The 23,403-nt window shown below is 69.8% G+C and carries 20 protein-coding genes; 11 read left to right on the plus strand and 9 right to left on the minus strand.

Going from position 1 to position 23,403, the window contains the following annotated elements; genetic code table 11:
• Positions 1 to 47: 47 nt before the first annotated feature.
• Positions 48 to 1,097 carry a phosphotransferase gene (locus ABD209_RS01965; RefSeq protein WP_344061339.1) on the minus strand — a complete coding sequence of 350 codons (1,050 nt, stop codon included), beginning with the start codon at positions 1,095 to 1,097 and terminating at the stop codon, positions 48 to 50.
• A 122-nt stretch (positions 1,098 to 1,219) separates the two neighbouring features.
• Here ABD209_RS01965 and ABD209_RS01970 point away from each other — a divergent pair, with 122 nt between their 5' ends.
• Positions 1,220 to 3,676 (plus strand): GcvT family protein, encoded by a 2,457-nt coding sequence (locus ABD209_RS01970; protein ID WP_344061342.1) that lies wholly within the window; start codon positions 1,220 to 1,222, stop codon positions 3,674 to 3,676.
• A gap of 154 nt (positions 3,677 to 3,830) precedes the next feature.
• Here ABD209_RS01970 and ABD209_RS01975 read toward each other — a convergent pair whose 3' ends face one another.
• From ABD209_RS01975 to mce, 3 genes are all read right to left on the minus strand, one after another.
• The gene (locus ABD209_RS01975; protein WP_344061345.1) at positions 3,831 to 5,159 is read right to left on the minus strand and encodes an AI-2E family transporter; all 1,329 of its coding nucleotides are present in this window, start codon (positions 5,157 to 5,159) and stop codon (positions 3,831 to 3,833) included.
• Between the two features lie 82 nt (positions 5,160 to 5,241).
• Positions 5,242 to 6,582 carry a crotonyl-CoA carboxylase/reductase gene (ccrA, locus tag ABD209_RS01980; protein ID WP_344061496.1) on the minus strand — a complete coding sequence of 447 codons (1,341 nt, stop codon included), beginning with the start codon at positions 6,580 to 6,582 and terminating at the stop codon, positions 5,242 to 5,244.
• A gap of 134 nt (positions 6,583 to 6,716) precedes the next feature.
• Complete coding sequence (mce, locus tag ABD209_RS01985) at positions 6,717 to 7,163, minus strand: methylmalonyl-CoA epimerase (protein WP_344061348.1); 447 nt, start codon at positions 7,161 to 7,163, stop codon at positions 6,717 to 6,719.
• Between the two features lie 191 nt (positions 7,164 to 7,354).
• Here mce and ABD209_RS01990 point away from each other — a divergent pair, with 191 nt between their 5' ends.
• The 4 genes from ABD209_RS01990 (at position 7,355) to meaB (ending at position 10,258) form a co-directional block, all read left to right on the plus strand.
• On the plus strand, positions 7,355 to 7,777 hold the full coding sequence (locus ABD209_RS01990; protein WP_344061351.1) for a hypothetical protein: 423 nt from the start codon (positions 7,355 to 7,357) through the stop codon (positions 7,775 to 7,777).
• Between the two features lie 6 nt (positions 7,778 to 7,783).
• Positions 7,784 to 7,993, plus strand: a complete 210-nt coding sequence (locus ABD209_RS01995) for a helix-turn-helix transcriptional regulator (RefSeq protein WP_324388702.1) — start codon at positions 7,784 to 7,786, stop codon at positions 7,991 to 7,993.
• A gap of 87 nt (positions 7,994 to 8,080) precedes the next feature.
• Positions 8,081 to 9,277, plus strand: a complete 1,197-nt coding sequence (locus ABD209_RS02000) for an acetyl-CoA C-acetyltransferase (RefSeq protein ID WP_344061356.1) — start codon at positions 8,081 to 8,083, stop codon at positions 9,275 to 9,277.
• Between the two features lie 24 nt (positions 9,278 to 9,301).
• On the plus strand, positions 9,302 to 10,258 hold the full coding sequence (meaB, locus tag ABD209_RS02005) for a methylmalonyl Co-A mutase-associated GTPase MeaB (protein ID WP_344061359.1): 957 nt from the start codon (positions 9,302 to 9,304) through the stop codon (positions 10,256 to 10,258).
• A 158-nt stretch (positions 10,259 to 10,416) separates the two neighbouring features.
• Here meaB and ABD209_RS02010 read toward each other — a convergent pair whose 3' ends face one another.
• Positions 10,417 to 11,415 (minus strand): CorA family divalent cation transporter, encoded by a 999-nt coding sequence (locus tag ABD209_RS02010; protein WP_344061362.1) that lies wholly within the window; start codon positions 11,413 to 11,415, stop codon positions 10,417 to 10,419.
• A gap of 159 nt (positions 11,416 to 11,574) precedes the next feature.
• Here ABD209_RS02010 and ABD209_RS02015 point away from each other — a divergent pair, with 159 nt between their 5' ends.
• From ABD209_RS02015 to ABD209_RS02035, 5 genes are all read left to right on the plus strand, one after another.
• Complete coding sequence (locus ABD209_RS02015; RefSeq protein WP_344061365.1) at positions 11,575 to 12,195, plus strand: hypothetical protein; 621 nt, start codon at positions 11,575 to 11,577, stop codon at positions 12,193 to 12,195.
• Positions 12,192 to 13,220 (plus strand): DUF8094 domain-containing protein, encoded by a 1,029-nt coding sequence (locus ABD209_RS02020; RefSeq protein ID WP_344061368.1) that lies wholly within the window; start codon positions 12,192 to 12,194, stop codon positions 13,218 to 13,220. Before ABD209_RS02015 ends, ABD209_RS02020 begins: the two co-directional genes overlap by 4 nt.
• Positions 13,221 to 13,285: 65 nt before the next feature.
• A complete protein-coding gene (locus ABD209_RS02025) occupies positions 13,286 to 14,197 on the plus strand; it encodes a tetratricopeptide repeat protein (protein WP_344061371.1) in 912 nt (303 codons plus the stop codon).
• 75 nt (positions 14,198 to 14,272) lie between these two features.
• Positions 14,273 to 15,019, plus strand: coding sequence for an esterase family protein (locus tag ABD209_RS02030; protein ID WP_344061374.1), 747 nt, complete (start codon positions 14,273 to 14,275; stop codon positions 15,017 to 15,019).
• Positions 15,020 to 15,059: 40 nt separating this feature from the next.
• Positions 15,060 to 16,316, plus strand: coding sequence for an ATP-grasp domain-containing protein (locus ABD209_RS02035; RefSeq protein WP_344061377.1), 1,257 nt, complete (start codon positions 15,060 to 15,062; stop codon positions 16,314 to 16,316).
• 100 nt (positions 16,317 to 16,416) lie between these two features.
• Here ABD209_RS02035 and ABD209_RS02040 read toward each other — a convergent pair whose 3' ends face one another.
• The 4 genes from ABD209_RS02040 to ABD209_RS02055 all read right to left on the minus strand — a co-directional run bounded on the left by ABD209_RS02040 (position 16,417) and on the right by ABD209_RS02055 (position 22,251).
• Positions 16,417 to 17,307 (minus strand): TIGR01777 family oxidoreductase, encoded by an 891-nt coding sequence (locus tag ABD209_RS02040; RefSeq protein WP_344061380.1) that lies wholly within the window; start codon positions 17,305 to 17,307, stop codon positions 16,417 to 16,419.
• 17 nt (positions 17,308 to 17,324) lie between these two features.
• Positions 17,325 to 19,217: a 2-oxoglutarate dehydrogenase, E2 component, dihydrolipoamide succinyltransferase gene (sucB, locus tag ABD209_RS02045; protein WP_344061383.1), complete on the minus strand. Its 1,893-nt coding sequence runs from the start codon at positions 19,215 to 19,217 to the stop codon at positions 17,325 to 17,327.
• Between the two features lie 98 nt (positions 19,218 to 19,315).
• Complete coding sequence (lpdA, locus tag ABD209_RS02050; RefSeq protein WP_344061386.1) at positions 19,316 to 20,686, minus strand: dihydrolipoyl dehydrogenase; 1,371 nt, start codon at positions 20,684 to 20,686, stop codon at positions 19,316 to 19,318.
• Positions 20,683 to 22,251: a leucyl aminopeptidase gene (locus ABD209_RS02055; RefSeq protein ID WP_344061389.1), complete on the minus strand. Its 1,569-nt coding sequence runs from the start codon at positions 22,249 to 22,251 to the stop codon at positions 20,683 to 20,685. The genes lpdA and ABD209_RS02055 overlap by 4 nt, the downstream gene beginning before the upstream one ends.
• A gap of 38 nt (positions 22,252 to 22,289) precedes the next feature.
• Between ABD209_RS02055 and gcvT the strand changes: the two genes are divergently transcribed.
• Complete coding sequence (gene gcvT, locus ABD209_RS02060) at positions 22,290 to 23,399, plus strand: glycine cleavage system aminomethyltransferase GcvT (protein ID WP_324387015.1); 1,110 nt, start codon at positions 22,290 to 22,292, stop codon at positions 23,397 to 23,399.
• Positions 23,400 to 23,403 lie beyond the last annotated feature (4 nt).

Here is a 23,403-nt window from a genome sequence, read left to right on the forward strand (position 1 = left end):
AGCGCCGAAAGTCCGCTGCCGGCTCGGGGCTTTCCCTCACCTGGGGTTCAGGGTCGCGGACTCGGTGCTATGCCAGCGGACTTTGCGGCCGGCGGCTCACCCTCCTGGGCTGGGCTGACCGGCACGTCGGACGGCGCCGCGGCCGGCGGTCCGGCCGGCGGTCCGGAGGGCATCAGCTCCGTGTCGTGGACCGCATCGGCGAGCTGGCGCAGCCGATCGGTCGCGTCCTCCACCACCTGCGGATAGCCGGCGGCGAGCGCATCGAAGAGGTCGGTGACATAGCCGAGCTCGGCGACCAGCGTGGCGCGCGTGAGCAGGTGGCGGTCGGGCCGGGTGGCGCGCGCCCGGGCATACGCGCGGGCGATCGCGACCACGGCCGGTGGCGCGACCTCGCGCACGATCGCGGCGAAGTCGTCGGCGGGGTCAGCGACCTTGGCCCGGCGCCAACCGACGACACCCCGGATCGTGGCCTCGCCCTCGTCGTCGAGAGTGACCAGGACGTGCCGGCCCTCCAGTCCCCCGTGCAGGGTGGCGGACGCGAACTGCCAGAGCGCGACATTCTCCAGCGCGGCCTCCCAGCGCGTCAGCAGATTCGCCGGCACCCGGCCGGTCGACGCGGCCCGGTCCAGGTCGGTCAATCGACGCTGCCGGTACTCATCCGGGGTGTAGCTCTCCAGACCCGCGTCCTCGAACAGCGCCGGATCCTGGTCGTGGATGGTGGCGATCAGTTGGCCCAGGGCCGTCGCGATGGCGAAATCGGGCTCGATCGCCGCCAACTTCAGGCCGCGTCCCGGGATCGCCGTGTGCACCAGCGCCCGCCCGCCGTCGGCGGTGCCGATCGACCCTCGCGGCACGGGAACAGACACGGGCAGTCGCTTGGCGACGATCCGGGCCACAGCAGCCCCGGCATTGAGTTCGACCGCGGCGGCCGCCGAGGCCGAGGCCCGCACGATCCAGGAGCGCCCCTCGGTGTCCTCGACCAGTGCCGCGTCGATGGCGGCCCCCGGGTCGACGGGGAAGGGCCCGGCGGCAACCGGGTTGAGGCCGGGCACCGCGGCGCTGGCCAGGGCGGCGAGTTGGGCGGGAGTGCGCGTCACGGGGATCACCGTATGCCGATCCCTCCCCCCGCGCGTAGCCGGCCGCCCGGCCAGCTGCACCCGCTGCCGGGCCCGATGCCCCGCCGAACGAGGCCGTTTTGGGGGTGTCCTAGATTTGGCGGGTGACTCAGGCACTCCCGACACGAGCTCGCATCGTCATCGTCGGTGGCGGCGTCATCGGCGCCTCGGTCGCGTATCACCTCGCCCTCGCCGGAGAGCGCGACGTCCTCCTCCTCGAGCGCGACCGGATCACCAGCGGCACCACCTGGCACGCCGCCGGCCTGATGACCTGCTTCGGCAGCACGAGCGAGACCAGCACGAGCATTCGCCTCTATAGCCGCGACCTGTATGCGCGGCTGGAGGCCGAGACGGGCGTGGCGACCGGTTTCAAACCGGTCGGCCTGATCGAGGCCGCCGCCGACGCGGACCGCCTCCACGAATACCGCCGGGTCGCTTCCTTCCAGCGCCCGATGGGGCTGGAGATCCACGAGATCACGCCCAAGGAGATGGCCGACCTCTTCCCCCTGGCGCGCACCGACGACCTGCTCGCCGGCTTCTATGTCCCCGGCGACGGCCGGGTCAACCCGGTCGACCTGACGATGTCGCTGGCCCGCGGCGCCCGGCAGCACGGCGCGACAATCGTCGAGGGTGTCCGGGCCACCGGCGTCCTGACCACGCCCGAGGGCCGTCTGTCCCGGGTGACCGGCGTCGCCACCGACGCGGGCGACGTCGAGGCCGAGATCGTCGTCAACTGCGCCGGCATGTGGGCCCGCGAATTCGCCCAGGCCAATGGCATCGTCGTGCCCAACCAGGCCGCCGAGCACTACTACCTCATCACCGAGCCGCTGGCGGGGATGAGCCCGGACGCACCGGTTTTCGAGGACCCCGCGGCCTACGGCTATTACCGCGAGGAGGGCGGCGGGATGATGGTCGGCCTCTTCGAGCCGCGCGCCGCCGCGTGGCGCGTCGACAGCATCCCGCGCGACTTCTCCTTCGGCGAGATCCCGCCGGACTGGGACCGGATGACGCCCTTCCTGGAACGCGCGATGTCCCGCGTGCCGGTCACCCTCGAAGCCGGGATCCGCAAATTCTTCTGCGGCCCGGAATCCTTCACCCCGGACCTGCTGCCCGCGGTCGGCGAGGCCCCGAGCCTGCCCGGCTACTTCGTCTGTGCGGGACTGAACTCCATCGGCATCCTCTCCGCCGGCGGCCTCGGCCGGATCATGGCCGACTGGATCCTCACCGGCCGGCCGGACGCCGACGTGACGGCCATCAACCTCGACCGCTTCCGCGGCTTCCAACTTGACCCGACCTACCGCGCCGCGCGCACCGCCGAGATCCTCGGCACCGTGTATGCCGCCCACACCCCCGGTGTGCAACTGAAGACCGGGCGTGGTGTCCACCGCTCCCCGGTGCACGACGAACTTCTGGCCGCGGGCGGCTACCTGCGCGATGTCAGTGGCTGGGAGGGCGCGGACTGGTTCGCCGGGCCCGGCAACACCCCGCAGGCCGAGCCTGGGTGGGGCCCGCAACCGTGGTTCGCCCACTGGCGCGCCGAGCACGAAGCCGTCCGCGAGCGCGCCGGCCTGATCGATATGTCCTTCATGGCCAAGTGGCGCATCACCGGCGCCGACGCGGGCCGCGTGCTCAGGCACCTCAGCGCCGGCGATGTCGACGGCGACCCGGGCGTGATCACCTACACCCAGTGGCTGGACGACGACGCTCGACTGCAGGCCGACCTGACCGTGACCAAGCTCGGCGCGCGGCACTTCGTCGTCGTCGCGAGCGACACGGCATACGGGCACGTCGAGGGCATGCTGCAGCGGGCGGCCGCCGGCCTCGAGGTCACCATCGACGATGTCACGACGGCGCTGGCGCAGTTTGCTATCCAGGGGCCGCGCTCGCGGGAGGTGCTCGCAGCGCTCACCGACGCCGACCTGAGCACCGACGCCTTCCCCTTCCGCGCCGTCCGTCAGGTCACCCTCGCCGGCCGCGCCGTGCTCCTGGCCCGGATCACGTATGCCGGCGAGCTCGGCTACGAGATCTACCTCCCCGCAGGCGATGCCGCGCGCGTGTGGCGCGAAATCCTCGGTGCGGGAACGGCCTACGGGCTCCAGCCGTATGGCCTGAAGGCGCTGGCCAGCCTGCGCATGGAGAAGGCCTACCGCGACTACGGGCACGACATCGACAACACCGACGATGTCTACGAGGCGGGCCTCGGCTTCGCGGTCGCGCTCGACAAGGCTGACTTCCGCGGCCGGGCGGCGGCTCTGGCGGCCAAGGCCGCCCCCGCCCGGCGCCGCCTGGTCCAGATCCTGCTGCGCGACCCGGAGCGGCTGCTCTTCCACGCCGAGCCGCTCTATCGGGACGGGGAGTTCGTCGGCTACATCCGGGCGGCGTCCTACGGTTGGACCCTCGGTGGTGCGGTCGGGCTGGCCATGGTCGAGGCCCCCGAGGCCGTCACGACTGGCTGGCTGGATGAGGGGGAGTGGAGCGTCGAGATCGCCGGCGATCTGGTGCCGGCGCGGGTTTCGCTTCGTCCGCTCTACGACCCGGGCAGTGCCCGCGTTCGAATGTGATCCAGGTCACATCCACCCCGGGCAACCTTTTCGTGCGCTGTGGCGTCTTGGCTTATGACGAGGGTCGCTGGGGGGCACCTTCGCGCGGCGGCGGGTTCGTGGGGACGCGGACCCGCCGCCCTTGACGTCTCCGCGCGGACTCCGGCCGTCGGCGTCACGCGTGCCGCTGGCGGGGCAAAAGGACTTCTTCGTAGAGCAGCAAGAGCCCGGCCGCTACGGGGATGGCGAGCAGCGCGCCAAGGATGCCGAGCAGGGTCCCGCCAGCTAGTGCGGCGACGACGGTGACGGCTCCCGGCACGGCCACTGTCCGCGCCATGATCCGCGGCGCGACGACATAGTTCTCGAGTTGCTGATAGATAAGGTAATAGGTGGCCGCGATCAGGGCCGCCCGGGGCTCGGAGAAGAAGGCCACACCGCAGACCAGCACCGCGCCGATGGTCGCACCGACCATCGGGATGAGCCCGAGGAAGCCCACCATCACCGCGAGCACAGCGGCATACTGAATCCCGACCAGGCGCATCATCACATAGGACGCAAGCGCATTGATCGTTGCGACGGCGACCTGCCCGATGGCGTACGACCCCGTCCGGCGCATGATCTCCTCGGCGAGGGAGATGACCCGCGGGCGCCGCGACGCCGGGACCATGGCATAGACAGCGCCCTTGACGGTCGGTAGTGACGCGAGGAAATAGAGGGTCAAGATCAGCACCGTGAAGGACTGGAAGACGCCATTGGCCAACGCCCGGCCGGCGCCCAGGACGCCGCCGAAGATCTGGCTGACGAAACCCGCGTCGGTCAACCGCGAGTTGATCTCGCTCTGCAGTCGGTCGACGATGCCATAATCCTGATCCAGCCGCTTGACCAGCGAGGAGTTGAGCGCCCGATCGACATACTCCGGGGCGTTCTCCAAGAGCGCCGCGCCCTGGGGGATGACGGTCGGCACCACGAGCAACCCGAGCAGGGCAAAGACGAGAACGACACCGGCAAAGACGGCGCTGACGGCCAGGCTGCGACGCACGCCCCTCTTCAACAGCCACCCGACGATGGGGTCCAGCGCGAGCGCGAGGAAAAACGCCACGACGAGGATCGTGATCGTCGTCGACAGTTTCGCCAGCATCCGCGCCAGGCCGATGGCGAGGATGACACCGACCGCACCGACGAAGCCGATGTAGAGCGGGGAGTAGCGATTGAGCGGGCGGCCGGCCACGCCATACGGGCTGGCCGCGGTGGCGCCGCCTTGAGCATGGGCACCGTGCGCTTCCGCGCCCGGGCCGTATGCCGTGGGCTCGCCCCCCACGGTCGTCCCGCCCGGATCCCGGTCCGATCCCGCAGCGGGCGTCGCCTCGGCAGCCTCGGCCTCCGGCGCGCGAGCAGCCACCCTCTCATCGGCGGGCACGCGTTGATGCGGATGCTGGCTCGCACGCAGGGCGGCCCGCTGGCGGCGCTGGAACTCGGCGTACCGGCCGAGACGCATTCTGGGCATACGCCCCTCACTTCCGCATCGCTCGGCCTGCCCTGACCGCCCAAATCTAAGACACCCCGGGAAGTTCGCCGCTCAGCGTGGGCTACTCGCCGCGGAAGCGGTTGATCTCGCTCTCGAAACGGGCCCGCTTCTCGGGGTCGGTGACGCCCATGCCGGCCTCGGGCGCCAGCGTGAGCACACCGACCTTGCCCTGGTGCAGGTTGTGGTGGACATCCAGTGCGGCCTGGCCCACCTCGTCGAGGGCATAGGTCTTGGACAGCGTCGGGTGGATCAGCCCGCGGTTGATCAACTCGTTGGCCTCCCACGCCTCGCGGTAGTTGGCGAAGTGGCTGGAGATGATCCGCTTGAGGTTCATCCACAGATACCGGTTGTCATACTCGTGCAGATAGCCCGAGGTGGACGCACAGGTGACGATGGTGCCGCCCTTGCGGGCGACATAGACCGAGGCGCCGAAGGTCTCGCGGCCGGGGTGCTCGAAGACGATGTCCACGTCATACCCGCCGGTGAGTTCGCGGATCTTCTTGCCGAGGCGCTGCCATTCCTTGGGGTTCTGTTTGGTGTTGTCCTCGTTCCAGAACTGGTAGCCCTCGGCGCGCCGGTCGATGATCAACTCCGCGCCCATGGCCCGGCAGATTGCGGCCTTGTCGGGGGAGGAGACGACGCAGATCGGCGTCGCGCCACCGGCGAGCGCCATCTGGGTGGCATAGGATCCGAGGCCGCCGGAGGCGCCCCAGATGAGCACGCGGTCGCCGAGCTTCATCGCGGCGCCGTTCTTGGAGATCAACTGACGGTAGGCCGTTGAGTTGACCAACCCGGGCGAGGCCGCCTCCTCCCAGCTGAGATGGGCAGGCTTGGGCATCAGCTGGTTGGCCTTGACGATCGCCAGTTCGGCGAGGCCGCCGAAGTTGGTCTCGAAGCCCCAGATCCGCTGCTCCGGGTCCATCATCGTGTCGTTGTGGCCGTCCGCGTTCTCCAACTCCACGGACAGGCAGTGGGCCACGACCTCCTGGCCGGGCTTCCACAGGTGTACCCCCGGACCGGTGCGCAGCACGACGCCCGCGAGGTCCGAGCCCACCACGTGATAGGGCAGGTCATGGCGCTTGGCATAGGGCGAGAGGCGGCCATAGCGCTCGAGGAAGCCGAAGGTCGGCACCGGCTCGAAGATCGAGGTCCAGACGGTGTTGTAGTTGATCGCGCTCGCCATCACCGCGACGAGGGCCTCCCCGGGAGCGAGGTCGGGGACCGGGATCTCGTCGAGATGCAGCGACTTGCGCGGGTCCTTATCACGGGAGGGCAGCCCCTCGAACATGCCAATTTCGTCCTTGTGGACGGTCGTGCCGCGGTAGCTCTCGGGGACGGGGATCGCGGCATACGTCTCGGCGGTCCGGTCTCCCGAGGTGATGGCATCGAGGATCGTCTGCATGCTCACGGCGTCGTGGCTCCTTGCGGGTGGCTGTGCGGGATGGCGTTCGGGGACAACGGAGATCGCCTGAATTCGGCGACCTCACTAGAACCTATTTCCCGCCCCCGATCAGCGATCGCCGAATGAGATTGGCGTCACGCGTGAGCCTGCTCACCCGCCGGCTCGACGAGTTCAACGAGGATGCCGCCGGCGTCCTTGGGGTGGATGAAGTTGACCCGGCTGTTGCTCGTGCCGCGCTTGGGGGTGTCGTAGAGCAGGCGCAGGCCACGCTCGCGCAAGGTGGCGCTGACGGCGTCGATATCGGTGACCCGGTAGGCCATCTGCTGGATGCCCGGGCCGGAGCGGTCGAGGAACTTCGCGATCGTCGACGCGGGGGTCAGGGGCGCCAGCAACTGGATGCAGGAGCCGGATTCCCCGACCGCCATCATCGCCTCGCGCACGCCTTGCTCCTCGTTGGTCTCCGCGTGCAGCATCCGCATGCCGTATGTCTGCGAGTAGAACGCGATCGCCGCGTCGAGGTCGGGGACGGCCACGCCGACGTGGTCGATCTGGGTGAACAGGTCAGCGCTGGCGTCCGTCATGCCGATCAGCGTATGCCGGTGCTCTCCCGCGGTTGCGCCGCTCACCATGTGCTCTCGCCCACCTCCCCTGAATCGGTGATCACGACAAGTGATGTCAAGGTCGCTTGACAAGGCGCGCGTGTGTCAAGCGTCCTTGACGTCAAGCGCGCTTGACATTCCTCGTCATGTTCGCCGAACCAGGGGGTCCACCCATGTCCATCACCACCCACCTCCGCTCCTGGGCAGCCGCGCTCGCCGCCGGCCTACTCCTCGCCCTCGGCTTCGGGGCGCTCTATGCCTGGCGCAATCCCGAGCGACCGACCGCGGTCGCGTTGACCGTCATGACCGTCATGAGCTGGCCGATCTTCACCGCCGGACTGCAACTTCTCTGGTTCGACCGCGCCGGCACCGACGCCGAACTCGACAAGGGTAAAGACGACATCGAGCGCACCTGGCTCACCGAGGCCGCGGCCAATGCCTTCTTCGGCACCCTTGGCGGCCTGATCGCGATCGACACCATCGGGTCGGCCCTGCAGGTGTCCTGGCTCTCAACCATCGGGCTGACCCATGTGCTCGTCGTCGGTCTCGGCCTGTTCGCCTTGTCCTATGGCTGGGTCCGGCTCGGGAACCGGTGACCGGCCATGGACAACCGAGTCGCGCAGCTGCGGGCCGGTCGCGGGCTCTCCCAGGCGGCCCTCGCCGACCTGCTGGGGGTCTCTCGGCAGACCGTGATCTCCATCGAGCGGGGACGCTTCGACCCCTCGCTGCCGTTGGCGTTCAAGATCGCGGCGGCCTTCGGCTGCCGGATCGAGGACGTCTTCGACCCCGAGGGAATGGCCCATGGGTGGTGAGGGTCACCGCCGCGCGGCGGGCGAGGTGAGGGAAGCGCTCGCTAGCATCGACGGCATACGGCCATCGAATCAATGAAGAGGTTTGGCATGTCCACCGATCCCACCGTCATCGTCGCCGGCGCCCGCACCCCGATGGGCCGCATGAGCGGATCGCTGAAGGGCTTCAGCGGCTCCGACCTGGGCGGATTCGCCATCAAGGGGGCGCTGGAGAAGTCCGGCGTCAAGCCCGAGGACGTCGACTACGTCATCATGGGCCAGGTGCTCTATGCCGGCGAGGGGCAGATCCCCGCGCGGCAGGCGGCCGTCAAGGCCGGCATCCCGATGTCGGTCCCGGCCCTGTCGCTGAACAAGGTCTGCCTCTCCGGCATCGATGCGATCGCCCTCGCCGACCAGTTGATCCGGGCCGGGGAGTTCGAGATTATCGTCGCCGGCGGCCAGGAGTCGATGACCAATGCCCCGCACCTGCTGGAGAAGAGCCGCGATGGCTTCAAATACGGCAATGTCACCCTGCGCGACCACATGGACTTCGACGCCCTGTCCGATGTCTTCACCATGCAGGGCATGGGCGGGCTGACGGAGTCCGCCAACACCGGTGAGCGCGCCGTGACCCGCGAGGAGCAGGACGAGTTCTCGGCCCGCAGCCACCAGTTGGCGGCGCGGGCCTGGAAGGACGGCTTCTTCGACGACGAAGTCGTCGCCGTCTCCATTCCGCAGCGCAAGGGCGACCCGATTGAGTTCAAGTCCGACGAAGGCATCCGGGCCGACACGACGGCGCAGTCGCTGGCCGGCCTGCGCCCGGCCTTCGCCAAGGACGGCACCATCACGGCCGGCTCGGCGTCGCAGATCTCGGACGGCGCCGCCGCAGTCGTCGTGATGAAGAAGTCGAAGGCCGAGGAGCTGGGCCTGTCCTGGCTGGCCGAGATCGGCGCCCACGGCGTGGTCGCCGGACCCGACTCGACCCTGCAGAGCCAGCCCGCCGAGGCGATCAAGGCGGCCTGCGCCAAGGAAGGCATTACCCCCGGCGACCTCGACGTGGTCGAGATCAACGAGGCCTTCGCGGCCGTCGGCCTGGTCTCCGCGCGCGAGCTCGGCCTCGACCCCGAGAACGTCAACCCCAACGGCGGCGCGATCGCCATGGGGCACCCGCTCGGGATGTCCGGCGCCCGCATCACGCTCACCTTGGCCAACGAGCTCAAGCGGCGCGGTGGCGGCATCGGCGCCGCTGCCCTGTGCGGCGGCGGCGGTCAGGGCGACGCCTTGATCGTGCGCGTGCCCGGCGCCTGACGCACCCCGAGGACACCGGCCGGTATGCCGCGTCCGCTGGCCGCGGCCGACCTGGTCGCGTCGGCACGCGCCGGGTCGCCGCGGGCGCTGGCCCGGCTGATCTCGGCGATCGAGAGCGGCCACCCCGGGCTGCCCGAGGTCTTCGCCGCCCTGCCGCCGGGGCCCGGCGCGGCGCACGTCGTCGGGATCACCGGAGCCCCAGGGGCAGGCAAGTCGACGACGACGAGCGCGTTGATCGGCGCGTGGCGCGCCCGTGGGTTGAGCGTCGCGGTCCTGGCCGTCGACCCGAGTTCACCCTTCACCGGCGGCGCACTGCTCGGCGACCGGATTCGGATGGACGAGCACGCCGCCGACCCCGGCGTGTTCATCCGCTCGATGGCGGCGCGTGGACACCTCGGCGGGCTGGCGGCCGCGACGCCCCAGGCCATCCGGCTGCTCGCCGCCTTGGCGTATGACGTGATCCTCGTCGAGACCGTCGGGGTCGGTCAGTCGGAGGTCGAGATCGCCGGGGCCGCGGACACCACCGTCGTCTTGCTGGCGCCGGGCATGGGTGACGGCATCCAGGCGGCCAAGGCCGGCATCCTGGAGATCGCCGACGTCTTCGCGGTGAACAAGTCCGACCTGCCGGGATCGCACCGCACCGTCCGCGAGATCCGGCAAGCCCTGAACCTGACCGTTCGGGCGGATGGCACGGGGACCCGGCCGGCGATCGTGCCGATCAGTGCCCTCGACGGCACCGGCATCGCGGAGCTGGTCGCGGCGATCGACGCGCACCGGGAGCGAGCGGCCGGCACGGGGGAGTTGGCAGCGCGGCGGGCCCGCCGGGCCCGGGCCGAGATCGAAGCCCTGGTGCTGCGCGCGCTCGGGGAGCGCCTCGCGCCGCAGATCACCACGAGCGCGGCCGACGTGGCCGCGGGGCGGATGGATCCGCATACGGCAGCGCACGCGATTGCCGAGGCCATCCTGGCGCGCCGCCCCTGACCTGGAGAATGGCAGCGTTCTGCCACGCTTGCGGGGTTCGTCCAGCGTTGCATCGGTATAGCGATGCAAGGGCCGCCAACCCCGGCAAGGGGAGCCAAAACACTGCCATTCTCGCAAGGCGCCGGGGTCCGGCCACGGCCCGTCCGGCCTGGCCCCGCCTACCACCAGCCCTGGCGGTGGGCCCAGCGCAACAACCACGTCGAGAGCGCGATCATCACGACCAGCAGGACGGCGAGCAACCCCCAATGGGTGTCGGCGTTGACGATGACATTCATCCCCATCACCGACGAGATCGCGGTCACCGGCAAGGTCACGGCCGCGATGACCGCCAACCGCTCGGCCGCGATCGTCATCCGGGTGTCGGTGCGCGCGCGATAGAAGTCGGTCACCCCGTGCAGGAACTCCATCTGCGCCCGGGTGATCCGCTCCAGCCGCAGATATTGATCACGCAGGTCCGCGATCCGGCGCCCATCGGCCTTGGGCGCATCCACCATCAGCCGCCCCACCCGGGCGAACACTTCCGCGCTCTGCGTGGCCATCGTCTGGACGGTCAGGAGCGCGTGCCGCGCGGTGAACAACTCGTCGAGGAACTGCTGGGGGTGATCGTCGTCGGCCTGGGCCATCACCCGCTGTTCCAGTTGACCGATCTCGCCCGCGACGGTGTTGACGATGCGCTCCTCGGCATTGGTCAGCGCGGAGGTCACGGCATACGCCAAGGCGATCGGGCCCTCGGGGGTCAAGCGTCCGGCCAGGAGGCGGGCCGCGATCTCGCGCGTCTCGGTGGTCATGGCGGCCAACTCGACGGCGGGATTGCGCGGCCCGTGCGTGGTGATCAGGTAGTGCTTCCCGACGATCTGGTCGATCTCCAGATAGTGCACGTGGCCGGCCGCGCCGGGCAAGGGCCGGTGCAGCGCGAGATAGACGTAGCCGGGGTAGTAGTGCAGCCGGGCGACGTGATTGCGCTCATAGCAATCGTCGATGACCCGTGGATGGAGGCCAAAGGCGTCGGCGAGCATCGCCCGGTCGTCGTCGTCCGGCTCGGGTACGTCGACCCACACGAAACCGTCGTCGCGCGCGAGCAGAGCAGCCAGTTCGTCGCGGTTCGCCGCCCGCGCGGCGCCCTGTTTGGGCACCCAGATGACGTCATAGGTCGCCACGTCAACAAACCCTATTGCCCACGGGCGGCACCCCTGCCGCCGCCGTGAGGATTTTGTTATCGCCCGCGGCATCCGTCATCGTGGAGTTCATCCAGTGGTCGTCCCGGCGACCGGTGACGTCCGGGCGACGCCCGCCTCCGCGGACGAACGAGCAGAAAGTTGACCCCCCACGTGGCCCTCCTCAAGCGGCTGGCCGGCGCCTTGCTGGTCCTGATCGGCCTGGTCCCGCTCGCCTTCGGCACGTATGCCGCCGCGCGCCTCGGCACCTCAGGCTCGGCGACCTTTGTGGTCAAGGGCGTCGGGACGTCACCCGTACTGCTCACGCCCGACGTGCTCAACCGCACCGACCTGCCGGTCGAGATCGCGCTGACGCCCCGGAGAGGCGCGTCGGCGCTCGTGGTGATCGGCACACCGTCGGACACGCAAGCAGCCCTGGGCACGGCCGGGCACACACGCGTCACCGGTGTCGATGTCCGGGCCGGGCAGGCGACGACGGCCGACACCGCGGGCGGGGCAGTCGAACCGCTGGGTGAGCTGACGTTGTGGCGCAAGACCGAGCAGGTCACCGCGCCGGCGATCGTCACCATGACCCAGGCCACCGCCCCGGAGTCGGTCCTGATCGCCCCCGCGGGTGCCGGCCTGGCGTCGATGGCCTTGACCTGGGCCAATCCCACGTGGTTCTACCAAGCCCTCGTCCTGGCCGCCTCGGGCGGCCTGCTGATGACGGTCGGCTGGCTGCTGGTGCGGCCGGCCCCCAAAGCGAAGGAGCTGGCCCGATGACCAGCATGACGACTCCTCCCGGCGTGACCCATGCGCCGGCCCGACGGCTCACCGCAACCCGGCGGGCGGCCCTCGGCCTGGCGCTGGGCGCCACCGTGCTCACCTCGGCGTGCGGTCTGCCCGATCACGTAGTCGGCCTGCACGACGCGCCGACCGAGACCGTGTCAGGGGCGCCCTTCGGGGAGGCGACGGCGCAGGAGATCACCTCGGCGACCCTGACCGAAGCCGACCGGCTGCTGGCCAGCGACGCCTCCGAGAAGCAGCTGACGGCGATCCTGACCGGGCCCGCCCTGCGACTGGCTCAGGTGGCGCCGCGCTTCCGCACGGGCGACCCGGGCGCGCTGCAGGCCCCTAGCGCGCCGACCATCCTGGCCATCTCCACCGGTCGCGCCTGGCCACGCACGATCCTCGCGACCACCCAGAGCGACGGGGTCCAGCGGGTTCACGTGCTCACCTCGGCCTCACCCACAGCGCCCTTCAAGCTCTGGCTTACCGCGGATCTGTTGGCCGGTGCCAGCATCCCGGCCCTGCCGCCGCTCGGCGACGGCACGACGCTGGTCGGCAAGGATCACGGCCTGGTGGCCTTGCCCACCCAGGTCTTCACTCTCTACGGTCAGCTGCTGAACTCCCCGACCACCAAGGCATCCAGCGCAGTCGTCTCGGCCCGCGACGCCTTCGCCAGCGCGATCAAGGCCAGTTCCGCCCAGCAGATCAAGGCCCTGGGCAAGCTCGGCACCTTCAAGCGGACCAATGCGCCGATCGCCGACAGCATCCTCGCCTTCCGTCTTGCCGACGGCAGCGCTCTCGCCTTCGCGCAGTTGACCCGCACCGACACCGTCAAGCCGACGAGCAAGGCCAAGCGTCTCGATCTGCCGAAGGACCTGGCCACCTTGGCCAAGCGCAAATCGGTGACCGAAGCCCTCCGCCTGACCACGATCGAGACGCTGATCGCCATCATCCCGGTCGAGAAGAAGGCCACCGTCATCGGAGCCGCGGAGCAACTCGTTGGCCTCAACGCGAAATAGCAGACGACCGGCGTCTGAGTCCTACCCGGCCCGAGCGACCCCGGCCACCTGAGAGAATCGCCCGTATGACGCAGCCTTCCGTTCCCACGGGCGCCACACGTGGCGCTGTCGACCTCACCGGACTCCAGCACGATGCCGCTCCGGCTTCCGGCGCGGGCGGCCGGGGAGCGGCGGACAACATCCACGTCGTCGGGACCGACGCCAACTTCAACGAGATCGTCGGGCGTTCGGTCCGGGTCCCGAGCCTGCTGGTTCTGGTCTCCAAGCGCCTGCCCGAGTCCGTCGTCTTCCTCGGCACCGTGATCGACATTGCCCGCAGCCTCCAAGGGCGCGTCCAGGTCGTCAGCGTCGACCTCGACGGCAACCCCGGGCTGCTGCAGACCCTGCGCGTCCAGTCCGTCCCGGTGACCATGGGTTTGTTGCAGGGCCAGGCCATCCCGATGTTCGACGGGGTCGCCACCGAGGCCGAGGTCCGCGCGATCGTGGACCAATTCCTCCAGGTCGCGGTGCAGCAGGGCGTCACCGGCCGGGTCGAGGTCGCGGCGCCCGAGACGCCCGAGGAACTCCCCCCGCTCCACCAGGAAGCCTTCGACGCGATCGAGCGGGGCGACTATGCGGGGGCGCGCACGGCATACGGCAAGGCCTTGGCCCAAAATCCCAAGGACCACGAGGCCGAGGTGGGCCTGGCGCAGGTCGGCCTTCTCGAGCGCACCGCGGACGCCGAGCTCACGGCGGCCCGTGAGGCAGCGGCCGCCAATCCCGATGATGTCGCGGCGCAGACCCTCGTCGCCGATCTCGATCTGCTCGGTGGGCACGTCGAGGACGCCTTCGGCCGCCTGATCGACCTCGTCAAGCGCACCTCGGGCGATGAGCGGACGGCGGCTCGCGATCATCTCGTGCAGTTGTTCGCCGTCATCGGCAATGCCGACGACCGCGTCAAGAAGGCGCGGACGGCCTTGATGAGCGCCCTGTTCTGAGGCGGCCGCGAGACATTCGGCGCGGCCCATCGCGTCCGGTCACCAAACCAAGGCCTTTTGGGGTTGGATGGGCCCATGTCCGAGCGCATCGAACTCCCCGTTCCTGGCACCGACGCCACCCTCGGGGTGATTCGTCACGGGCATTTCGGCCGGCCCATGCTGGTCTTTCCCTCCGAAGCCGGGCGCGCCGAGGACTTCGCCAACAACGGCATGCTCGATGCGATCCGCGGCCTTGTCGACGCCGGGCGGGTGACACTCTTTTGTGTCGATTCCCTCGACGGCTGGACGTGGTCGGCCCGAGACCAGCCGACCGAGGAACGCGCCCGTCGGCACGGCATCTACCACGACTGGCTGGAGCAGTCCGTCCTGCCACACATCGCCTACGAGATGGGCGGCTGGCAGACCGAGATCATCACCTGCGGGGCATCCTTGGGCGCCTATCACGCCGCGCACTTCACGTTGCAGCGGGCCGACGTGGCCCCCCTTGCCATCGGGATGTCCGGCAGCTACGACCCGACCACATGGCGTGGCTGGGGCGACATCGGCGACGCCACCTACTTCGCCAACCCGATGGCGTATGTCCGCGGTGCCGACGGCGACCACCTGAACTGGCTGCGCTCGCGCGCGAGCCTGCTGCTCGTCGTCGGCCAGGGCCCCTTCGAGTGGGAACCCACGAAGTCCTACCCCTCGACCCTCGCCTTTGCCGATGTGCTGCGCGAGAAGGGCATTCCGCACCAACTCGATGTCTGGGGGTATGACAGCGCCCACGACTGGCCGTGGTGGCAGCGCCAACTCGCCCATCACCTGCCCCGCTTCGTCTGATCCACCGTCCGCGCAAGTCCACCGCCAAAGGAGTCACCTGATGTCGACGACGCAACGCGACCACCTCATCGGCCTGCTGCTCGGGGCCGAGGAGGACTGGCCCAGCGCCTTCGAGGCGCTGGCCCGCAAGCTTGGGGTCCTGCATACGGCCGATGGGGCACAACACCGGATCGAGACCGAACGGGTGAGCATCGAGCCGTTCAATCTGCGCGACAAGCCCCGCCAGGACCTGTGCATCGACCGGCTCGCCTATTGGTATTACCACCCTCGAGAGTGGCTGAAGAAGGCCGCGCTAATGGACGATGTCTACCTGCTCAACAGCCCCTTCACCTTCCAGTCGATGGAGAAGCATTCGGCCTATTGCGCGATGCTACGGCTGGGGTTGAACGTGCCCAATACGGTGCTCGTGCCCTACAAGCACCCGGTCGACAATGCCCGCTGGGCCTACACCTCGGCGAAGTACAACCAGCAGTTCGATCTCGACCAGATCGCCGGCGACATGGGCTATCCGCTGTTCATGAAGCCCTTCGATGGCGGTGGCTGGCGCGGAGTGTCGCGCGTGCGCAATAGCGACGAACTCCACAAGGCGTATGACGAGTCCGGCGAGATGCTCATGCACTTGCAGGAATCGATCGACTTCGACGTCTTCGCCCGCGCCCTGACCATCGGGCCGGAGTCGATGGTCATGAAGTTCCGCCCGGACGAGCCGATGCACGATCGCTACGAGGTCTCGCATGATTTCCTGTCGGAAAAGGCGGGCAAGGAGGCGATCGCCATTAGCCAGACGGTCAATGCCTTCTTCCGGTGGGAGTTCAACTCCTGCGAGATGCTCGTCAAGGATGACGTGCTCTACCCGATCGACTATGCCAATGCGTGCCCGGACGTGGCGGTGACGTCGCTGCACTACTACTTCCCGTGGGCGATGAAGTCGCTGCTGAAGTGGTCGGCCTTCTGCGTCGTCACCGACCGAAAGGCCAAGACCCAGGTCGACACCGACCCGTGGTTCGCCGTGGCCGACAATGCCGATCTCGATTACGACGCCAAGATCCTGGCCTATCAGGGGCTCGCGGACCAGCATTTCGACAAGGACCGCTATCTGGAGTTCTGCGCGACAACCCTGCCCAATATCGACGAAATGGTCTATGACTACATCGTCTCGCCCGAGTTCCGCTCGATGCTCACCTCGACGATCCAGCAAACCTACCCCAGGCACGAGTGGGAGCGCTTCGAGGGCCACTTCGGTGGCCTGCTGACGATGTGGGCCGACGACAACGCCCAACTCGCCGGCAACGCCTGACCAGAGCTGCGAAACCGGGTTACCAGCGGGTAGGTGAGTCGAAGCGGGCGCTATACCGCCCGCTTTGTCACACCTACCCACGAGTAGGTGTTGCAGGCTGTCAGCCGGCCAGGGCAGCCGCGAGCACCTCGTCTACGGACGCGTCCCGGTGCTCGAAGCCGGTCGCGAGCAAGCGCTCTGGCAGCACCCGCTGGCTGGCCAGGATCTCGCCGGCGAACTCGCCGACCACGAGCCGGAGGGCAAAACCCGGCGCCGGCAGCACGCTCGGGCGGTGCACGAGCCGGCCCAACTCGGCGGCCACTTCGCGTTGACGCGGTGGTTCGACGCCGACCAGGTTGACCGGGCCGGTGATCTCCGGGTGATCGATGAGGTGCATGAGCGCAGCGACCTCGTCACGCAGCGAGATGATCGGCCAGTACTGCTTGCCCGAGCCCAGCGGCCCACCGGCCCCGAGTCGGGTTGCTCGCAGCAGGGGAGCGAGGGCGCCGCCGCGCTGGGTCATCACCAGCCCGGTGCGGGCGAAACTGACGGGCCGGCCGGCCTCGACCAGGGGCGCGGCGGCGTCCTCCCACGCCCGGACGACTTCGGCGAGGAAGCCGACTCCGCGCGGGCTGCCCTCGGTCAGCACCTCCTCGCCACGATCGCCATACGCCCCGACGGCAGACCCGTTGACCAGCGCGATCGGCTCGTCGGACGCCTCGATGGCCGCGACGATCGTGCGTGTCGCCCGCACCCGGGAGGTGAGGATGGCGGCCCTGTGCTCGGTGTTCCACCGCGTGTCGCCGACGCCGGCGCCCGCGAGATTGACGACCGTATGCACGCCCGCCAGCCCCGCGTCGAAGATCTCCTTCGCGGGGTCCCAGGAGCGTTCGTCGGGTCCGGCGGCCGGGCGCCGGACCAGGACGATCACCCGATCGCCCCGATCCCGCAGGGCCTGCGTGAGCGCTGTCCCGATCAGGCCACTGGCGCCCGAGATCCCGACCGTGAGCACGGCGAGCCGCCCGAACCCTACAGGCCGAGGGAGGCCTCGAAGCGGCCCTCCTCGAGCCGCTCCTTGACCGTGCCCAGGAAGCGGGCCGCGTCGGCGCCGTCGACGACGCGGTGGTCGTAGGAGAGCGCAAGATACATCATCGAGCGGATCGCGATGGTCTCGGCGCCGTCCTCGTCCTTGACGACGACCGGGCGGCGCACGATGGCCCCGGTGCCGAGCATCGCCACTTGCGGCTGGTTGAGGATCGGGGTGTCGAAGAGCGCGCCCCGGCTGCCGGTGTTGGTGATCGTGAAGGTTCCGCCCGAGAGCTCGTCCGGGGTGATCTTGTTGTCCCGCGTGCGCGCCGCGATGTCGGCGATCGCGCGGGCCAACCCGGCGATATTGAGGTCGCCGGCGTTCTTAACGACCGGGACTATCAGACCCTTGGGGGTGTCGACCGCGATCGCGAGGTTCTCGCTGCCGTGGTAGACGATGTCGTCGCCCTCGACGCTGGCGTTGATATTCGGGTGCGCCTTGAGCGCCTCCACACTGGATAGCGCAATGAAGGGCAGGAAGGACAGTTTGGTCCCTTCTCGCTTCTCGAACTCGCCCTTGGCCCGGTCGCGCAACCGCGCGACTTTGCTCATGTCGACCTCGACGACCGTGGTCAGCTGGGCCGAGACTTGCAGCGACTCCACCATCCGCTGGGCGATGATCTTGCGCAGGCGGGTCATCTTCTCGCGTGTGCCGCGCTTGGTGGTGTCGGCCGCCGCGATAGTCGCGGCCGCCGGTGCGCTCGGCGCGGCGGGTGCCGGGGCGGCAGCAGGCGCGGGCGCCGGTGCGGCGGCGGCCTTCTTGGCCTCGGCCGCGTCCAGGACGTCCTGCTTGCGGATGCGTCCGCCGATGCCGGTGCCCGTGATCGACCCGAGGTCGATGTCGTTGTCCGCGGCCAGCTTGCGCACCAAGGGCGTGACGTATGCCGCTGCGTCCCGCCCGCCATCGCCCTCGCCGTCCGACGGCTCTGTCTCCGCGGCCGGGGCCGGGGCCGGGGCCGCGGCCGCGGGAGCGGGGGCAGCAGGAGCGGGGGCGGGAGGAGCCGGCGCTGCCGGGGCGGGGGCAGCGGCCGCCGGAGCCGGGGCAGGAGGCGCCTCGGGGGCCGGGGCAGCCGCGGCCGGCGCGGGCTCGGGAGCCTTGGCCGGCTCTGGCTTGGCAGCAGCAGCCGGTGCTGCCTCCGGGGCGGCAGCCGGGGCCTCGGCCACTGCTGTGCCGCCGATGATCGCCAGGTCCGCGCCGACGGCGACCGTCTCGTCCTCGGGGACGAGGATCTTGGTCAGGGTGCCGGCGGCTGGGGAGGGAATCTCGGTGTCGACCTTGTCGGTGGAGACCTCCAACAACGGCTCGTCGACGGCGACCTCATCGCCTTCCGTCTTCAGCCAGCGCGTCACGGTGCCTTCGGTGACGGATTCACCGAGCGCGGGCATGGTCACGGTCGTGCCGCCCTCGACGGAACCACCACCCGAGCCGGCAGCCGGGGCCGGGACTTCGGAGTCGACCGGCGCCTCGGTCGACGGTGCCTCCGGCGCCTGCTCGGCGGCGGCCTCGGCTTGGGCGGGGGCCTCGGAGTCGACGGGGGCCTCGGTCGACGGTGCCTCCGGCGCCTGCTCGGCCGGCGCTTCGGCAGCCGGTGCATCCGACCCGTCTCCGATCACGGCCAAATCGGCTCCCACGGCGACCGTCTCGTCCTCCTGGACCAGGATCTCGGTCAGCGTGCCGGCTACTGGCGATGGGATCTCGGTGTCGACCTTGTCGGTCGAGACCTCCAGCAGCGGCTCGTCGACTGCCACCTGGTCACCCACGGACTTCAGCCACCTGGTCACGGTGCCCTCGGTGACGGATTCGCCGAGCGCCGGCATGGTGACGCGTTCAGACATGGGGTCGATCTCCTCTGAGAAAAGGGTCGGTTCGGTCACATATGGAGTTTCAGATAGTCACACTCTCACGCATTCCCTGCCGTTGTGCCAGAGGCCGTTCAGGCATGCGCGTGCAGTGGCTTCCCGGCCAAGGCTAGGTGAGCCTCGCCCAGCGCTTCGTTCTGGGTCGGGTGAGCGTGGATCAGAGCGGCGACGTCCTCGGCATACGCCTCCCAGCCGACGATCAGCTGCGCCTCGCCGATCTGCTCGCCGACCCGCGATCCGAGCAGGTGCACACCCACCACCGGGCCGCCCTTCGCCCGGACCAGCTTGACAAAACCCCGCGTCCCGAGAATCTGGCTCTTGCCATTGCCGGCGAGGTTGTACTCGACCACGTCGATCTCGCCATAACGTTCGCGCGCCGCTGCTTCGGTGAGCCCGACAGAAGCCACCTCCGGCTCGCAATAGGTCACCCGCGGTATGCCGCTCTCCACGATCGGGGCCGGCTGCAACCCAGCGATCTCCTCGGCCACCAGGATCCCCTGGGCGAAGCCGCGGTGGGCGAGTTGGAGACCGGGCACCAGGTCACCCACGGCATACACGCGTGGGACGCGGGTGCGGCATACGGAATCGGTGAGGACGTAGCCGCGATCGGTCTCGACGTCGAGATTCTCGATCCCGGGCACCGGGGCAGGTCTGCGTCCGAGAGCCACGAGGACCAGGTCAGCGCTCAGCGGCTCGCCCTCGGCGAACGTCACCGTGACGCCGTCGGCGTCCTCGCTCACCCCGGTCACCGGCGCGTTGAGGCGGGTGGCGATGCCGCGCTGCCGGAAGGCGCGCTGCAGGCCGTCCGACAGGGCGGGATCCTCCGCGGCCACCAGCCGCGGCAGCGCCTCGACCACCGTCACCTGCGCCCCAAAGGAGGCGAAGACCGATGCGAACTCGACCCCGATCACCCCGCCACCGAGCACCACCACGCGCTCGGGGACCGTCGTCAGCGCCAGCGCCCCGTCGCTGGTGACCACCCGCTCGGACAACGCGATTCCGGGCAGGACTTTGGGGACCGAACCGGTCGCCAGCACCAGATGGCGCCCGCGGATCACCCGGTCGCCGACCGCGACGCTGGAGGCGTCCACGACGCGCCCCTCGCCCGCCACGACCTCGATGCCACGGCCCTTGACCAGCCCGGTCAGCCCCTTGAAGAGCCGGTTCACGACCCCTTCCCGGTATGCCGCGACGCGCCCGAGGTCGATGCTCGGCTCCCCGAGATCCACCCCGATCGCCGCGGCATGGCGGGCGGTGTCGGCAACCTCGGCGGCGTGCAGCATCGCCTTGGTCGGGATGCACCCGACGTGCAGGCAGGTCCCACCAAGCTTGTCGCGCTCGACGAGCACGACGGACAGACCGAGTTGAGCGGCACGCAGGGCGCAGGCATACCCGCCACTGCCGGCGCCGAGGATGACGACATCGGCATCGATATCGGGGCTCACGTCGCGGCCCAGCCGGCGGCGAGCGCGACGAGGGTGGCCACGGCATACCCGGTGCCGCCCTTGACGACGTGGCCGAACGGCGCATCGGTCAGATAGGCCGGGCCGGCGATGTCGAGGTGTGCCCAGGGGATCTCGGCGCCGTCGGCATCCTTGGCGAACTCGCGCAGGAAGAGGCCAGCGGTCAGCGCGCCGCCGTACTGGTCGCCCTTGTGTTGCAGGTCGGCGATCGGGCTCTCCAGCTTGGCGCGCAGATCGTCGGGCAGGGGGAGGGGCCACATCGGCTCGCCGGCCTCGCCGGCGCTGGCGAGCACACGGGCACCGAAATCGTCGTCATTGCTCATCAACCCCGCGACCTTGTTGCCCAGCGCGATCATGCAGGCGCCGGTCAAGGTGGCGACGTCGACGAGCGCGTCGGGCTGCTTCTCGCCGGCGAGGGCGAGGCCGTCGGCCAGCACCATCCGGCCCTCGGCGTCGGTGTCGATGATCTCCACGGTCGTGCCGCTGCGCATCGTGACAATGTCGCCGGGGCGTTGGGCGTTGCCGCCGGGCATGTTCTCGGCGAGGCACAGGTAGCCGCTGACGGCGACCGGCAGGCCCATCTCGGCGGCGGCGATGACGCTCGCGGCGACCGCTGCGGCTCCGGCCATATCGCACTTCATCGTCAGCATCGAGGCCGGCGGCTTCAGGCAGACGCCGCCGGTATCGAAGGTGATGCCCTTGCCGATATAGGCCAGGCTCCCGGCCGCCTTGCCGCGCGGCTTGTAGTGGAGTTCCATGATCCGCGGCGGTCGCGAGGAACCCTGGCCGACGCCGACGATGCCGCCGCACCCGAGGCCGGCCAACTGCTCCTCGTCGTGGACGACGATCTGGATCCGGGCCTTCGCCTTCGACGCGCCGACACGCGCCGTCACGCTATCGACGAAGGACTGCGGATAGAGCAGATTGGGCGGGCAGTTGACCAGATCCCGTGCGTATGCCGTTGCAGCAGCGAGGGTCTCGGCTCGCGTCACCGTGTCCTTGGCGTCTTTGTCGCCGGCGTCGGCGGCGTGCACGAGGATTTTCGCGACCTTGCCGGGGTCGGCCGCTTGGGCGCGGCCGCGCTTCGGCTTGGCCCCGGACTCGGGCTTGGCGGACTTCTGCGCGGTGTAGGCATAGCTGCCCAGCAGGGCGCCCTCGATCGCCGCGGCCAGGCGTGCCGCGTCGCCCGTGGGCAGCGCCAGCAGGACGGCGTCGGCAGATGTGACTGCGCGCAGGGCCGCGCCCGCGCCGGCGCGGATCGTGTCGGGGGAGACGGTGGTGCCCTCGCGCTTGTGCTTGGGCGCGAGGCCGGTGAGCACGACTTTGCGGGCGTTGACGCCCGGCACGAGGGCGACAGTGTGCACGTCGTCGAGGCGGCCGGAGGCCTCCAGCGCACCGAGGACCTCGGTCAGGTGCGTTGCCGCCTTGCGGGGCAGGCCTTGACCGGCGGCAAGCGCGGCTCCGGTCTCGTCGGGGACGACGCCGAGGACAAGGACATCGGCGTCCACGGTGGCGATGGGCTGATCGGTCAACAGGCACGAAGTCACCCCGGCAGGGTATCCGCCGCACCGAGTAGCGTCCTGCCATGAGCACCGAGTCATTGCTGACCTCGCCCCTGCACGATCGCCACGTCGCCCTCGGCGCGAAGATGGCCGACTTCGGCGGCTGGCTGATGCCGATCGAATACCCGGCGGGCGGCGTGATCGCCGAGCACACCGCGGTGCGTGAGCGGGTCGGGATGTTCGACGTCTCCCACCTCGGGAAGGCGCGGGTCAGCGGGCCGGGGGCCGCGGCATACGTCAATGCGTGCCTGACCAACGATCTCGGGCGCATCCACCCGGGAAAGGCGCAGTATACGCTGTGCTGCAACGACTCCGGCGGCGTGGTCGACGACCTGATCGCCTATCTGCGCTCGGACGACGACGTCTTCCTGATCCCGAACGCGGCCAACACGGCCGCCGTCTGCGCGCTGCTGGAGGCGTCCGCGCCCGAGGGCATCACGGTGGAGAACCTGCACGAGAAGTACGGCGTGATCGCGGTGCAGGGAACCTTGAGCGATGAGGTGCTGGAATCGCTGGGAATGCCGACCGGGCACGACTACATGTCGTTCGTCGAGACCGAGTGGGAAGGGCTTCCGGTCATCGTCTGCCGCACGGGCTACACGGGGGAGCGCGGCTACGAACTGGTGCCGATGTGGGAGAACGCCGGGCCGCTGTGGGACACCCTCGCGGTCGCGATCGCCGAACGTGGTGGGCTGCCGTGCGGTCTGGGCGCGCGCGACACCCTGCGCACCGAGATGGGCTACCCGCTGCACGGCAACGACCTCTCGCCGACGATCACCCCTGTCATGGCCGGATCGGCCTGGGCGGTGGGCTGGGACAAGCCGGCCTTCTGGGGGCGCGAGGCGCTGGTCGAGCAGCGGGCGGCGAAGTCGTCGCGCCTGATGCGTGGCCTGCTCGTCACCGGCCGCGGTATCCCCCGCTCGCACTGCGCGGTGCTGGACGCCTCGGGTGCGCAGGTGGGTGAAGTGACGTCCGGGACGTTCTCGCCAACCCTGAAGCAGGGCATCGCGCTCGCGCTCCTGGATCGCTCGGTCGCCATGGGCGACGAGGTCGCGATCGACGTCCGCGGCCGCGGCGTGGCCGCCACGGTCACCAAGCCGCCCTTCGTGGAGGTCCAAGTCCGCGAGGCCTGACCGC

The sequence above is a fragment of the Nostocoides vanveenii genome (assembly GCF_039531165.1).
GTDB lineage: Bacteria > Actinomycetota > Actinomycetes > Actinomycetales > Dermatophilaceae > Nostocoides_A > Nostocoides_A vanveenii.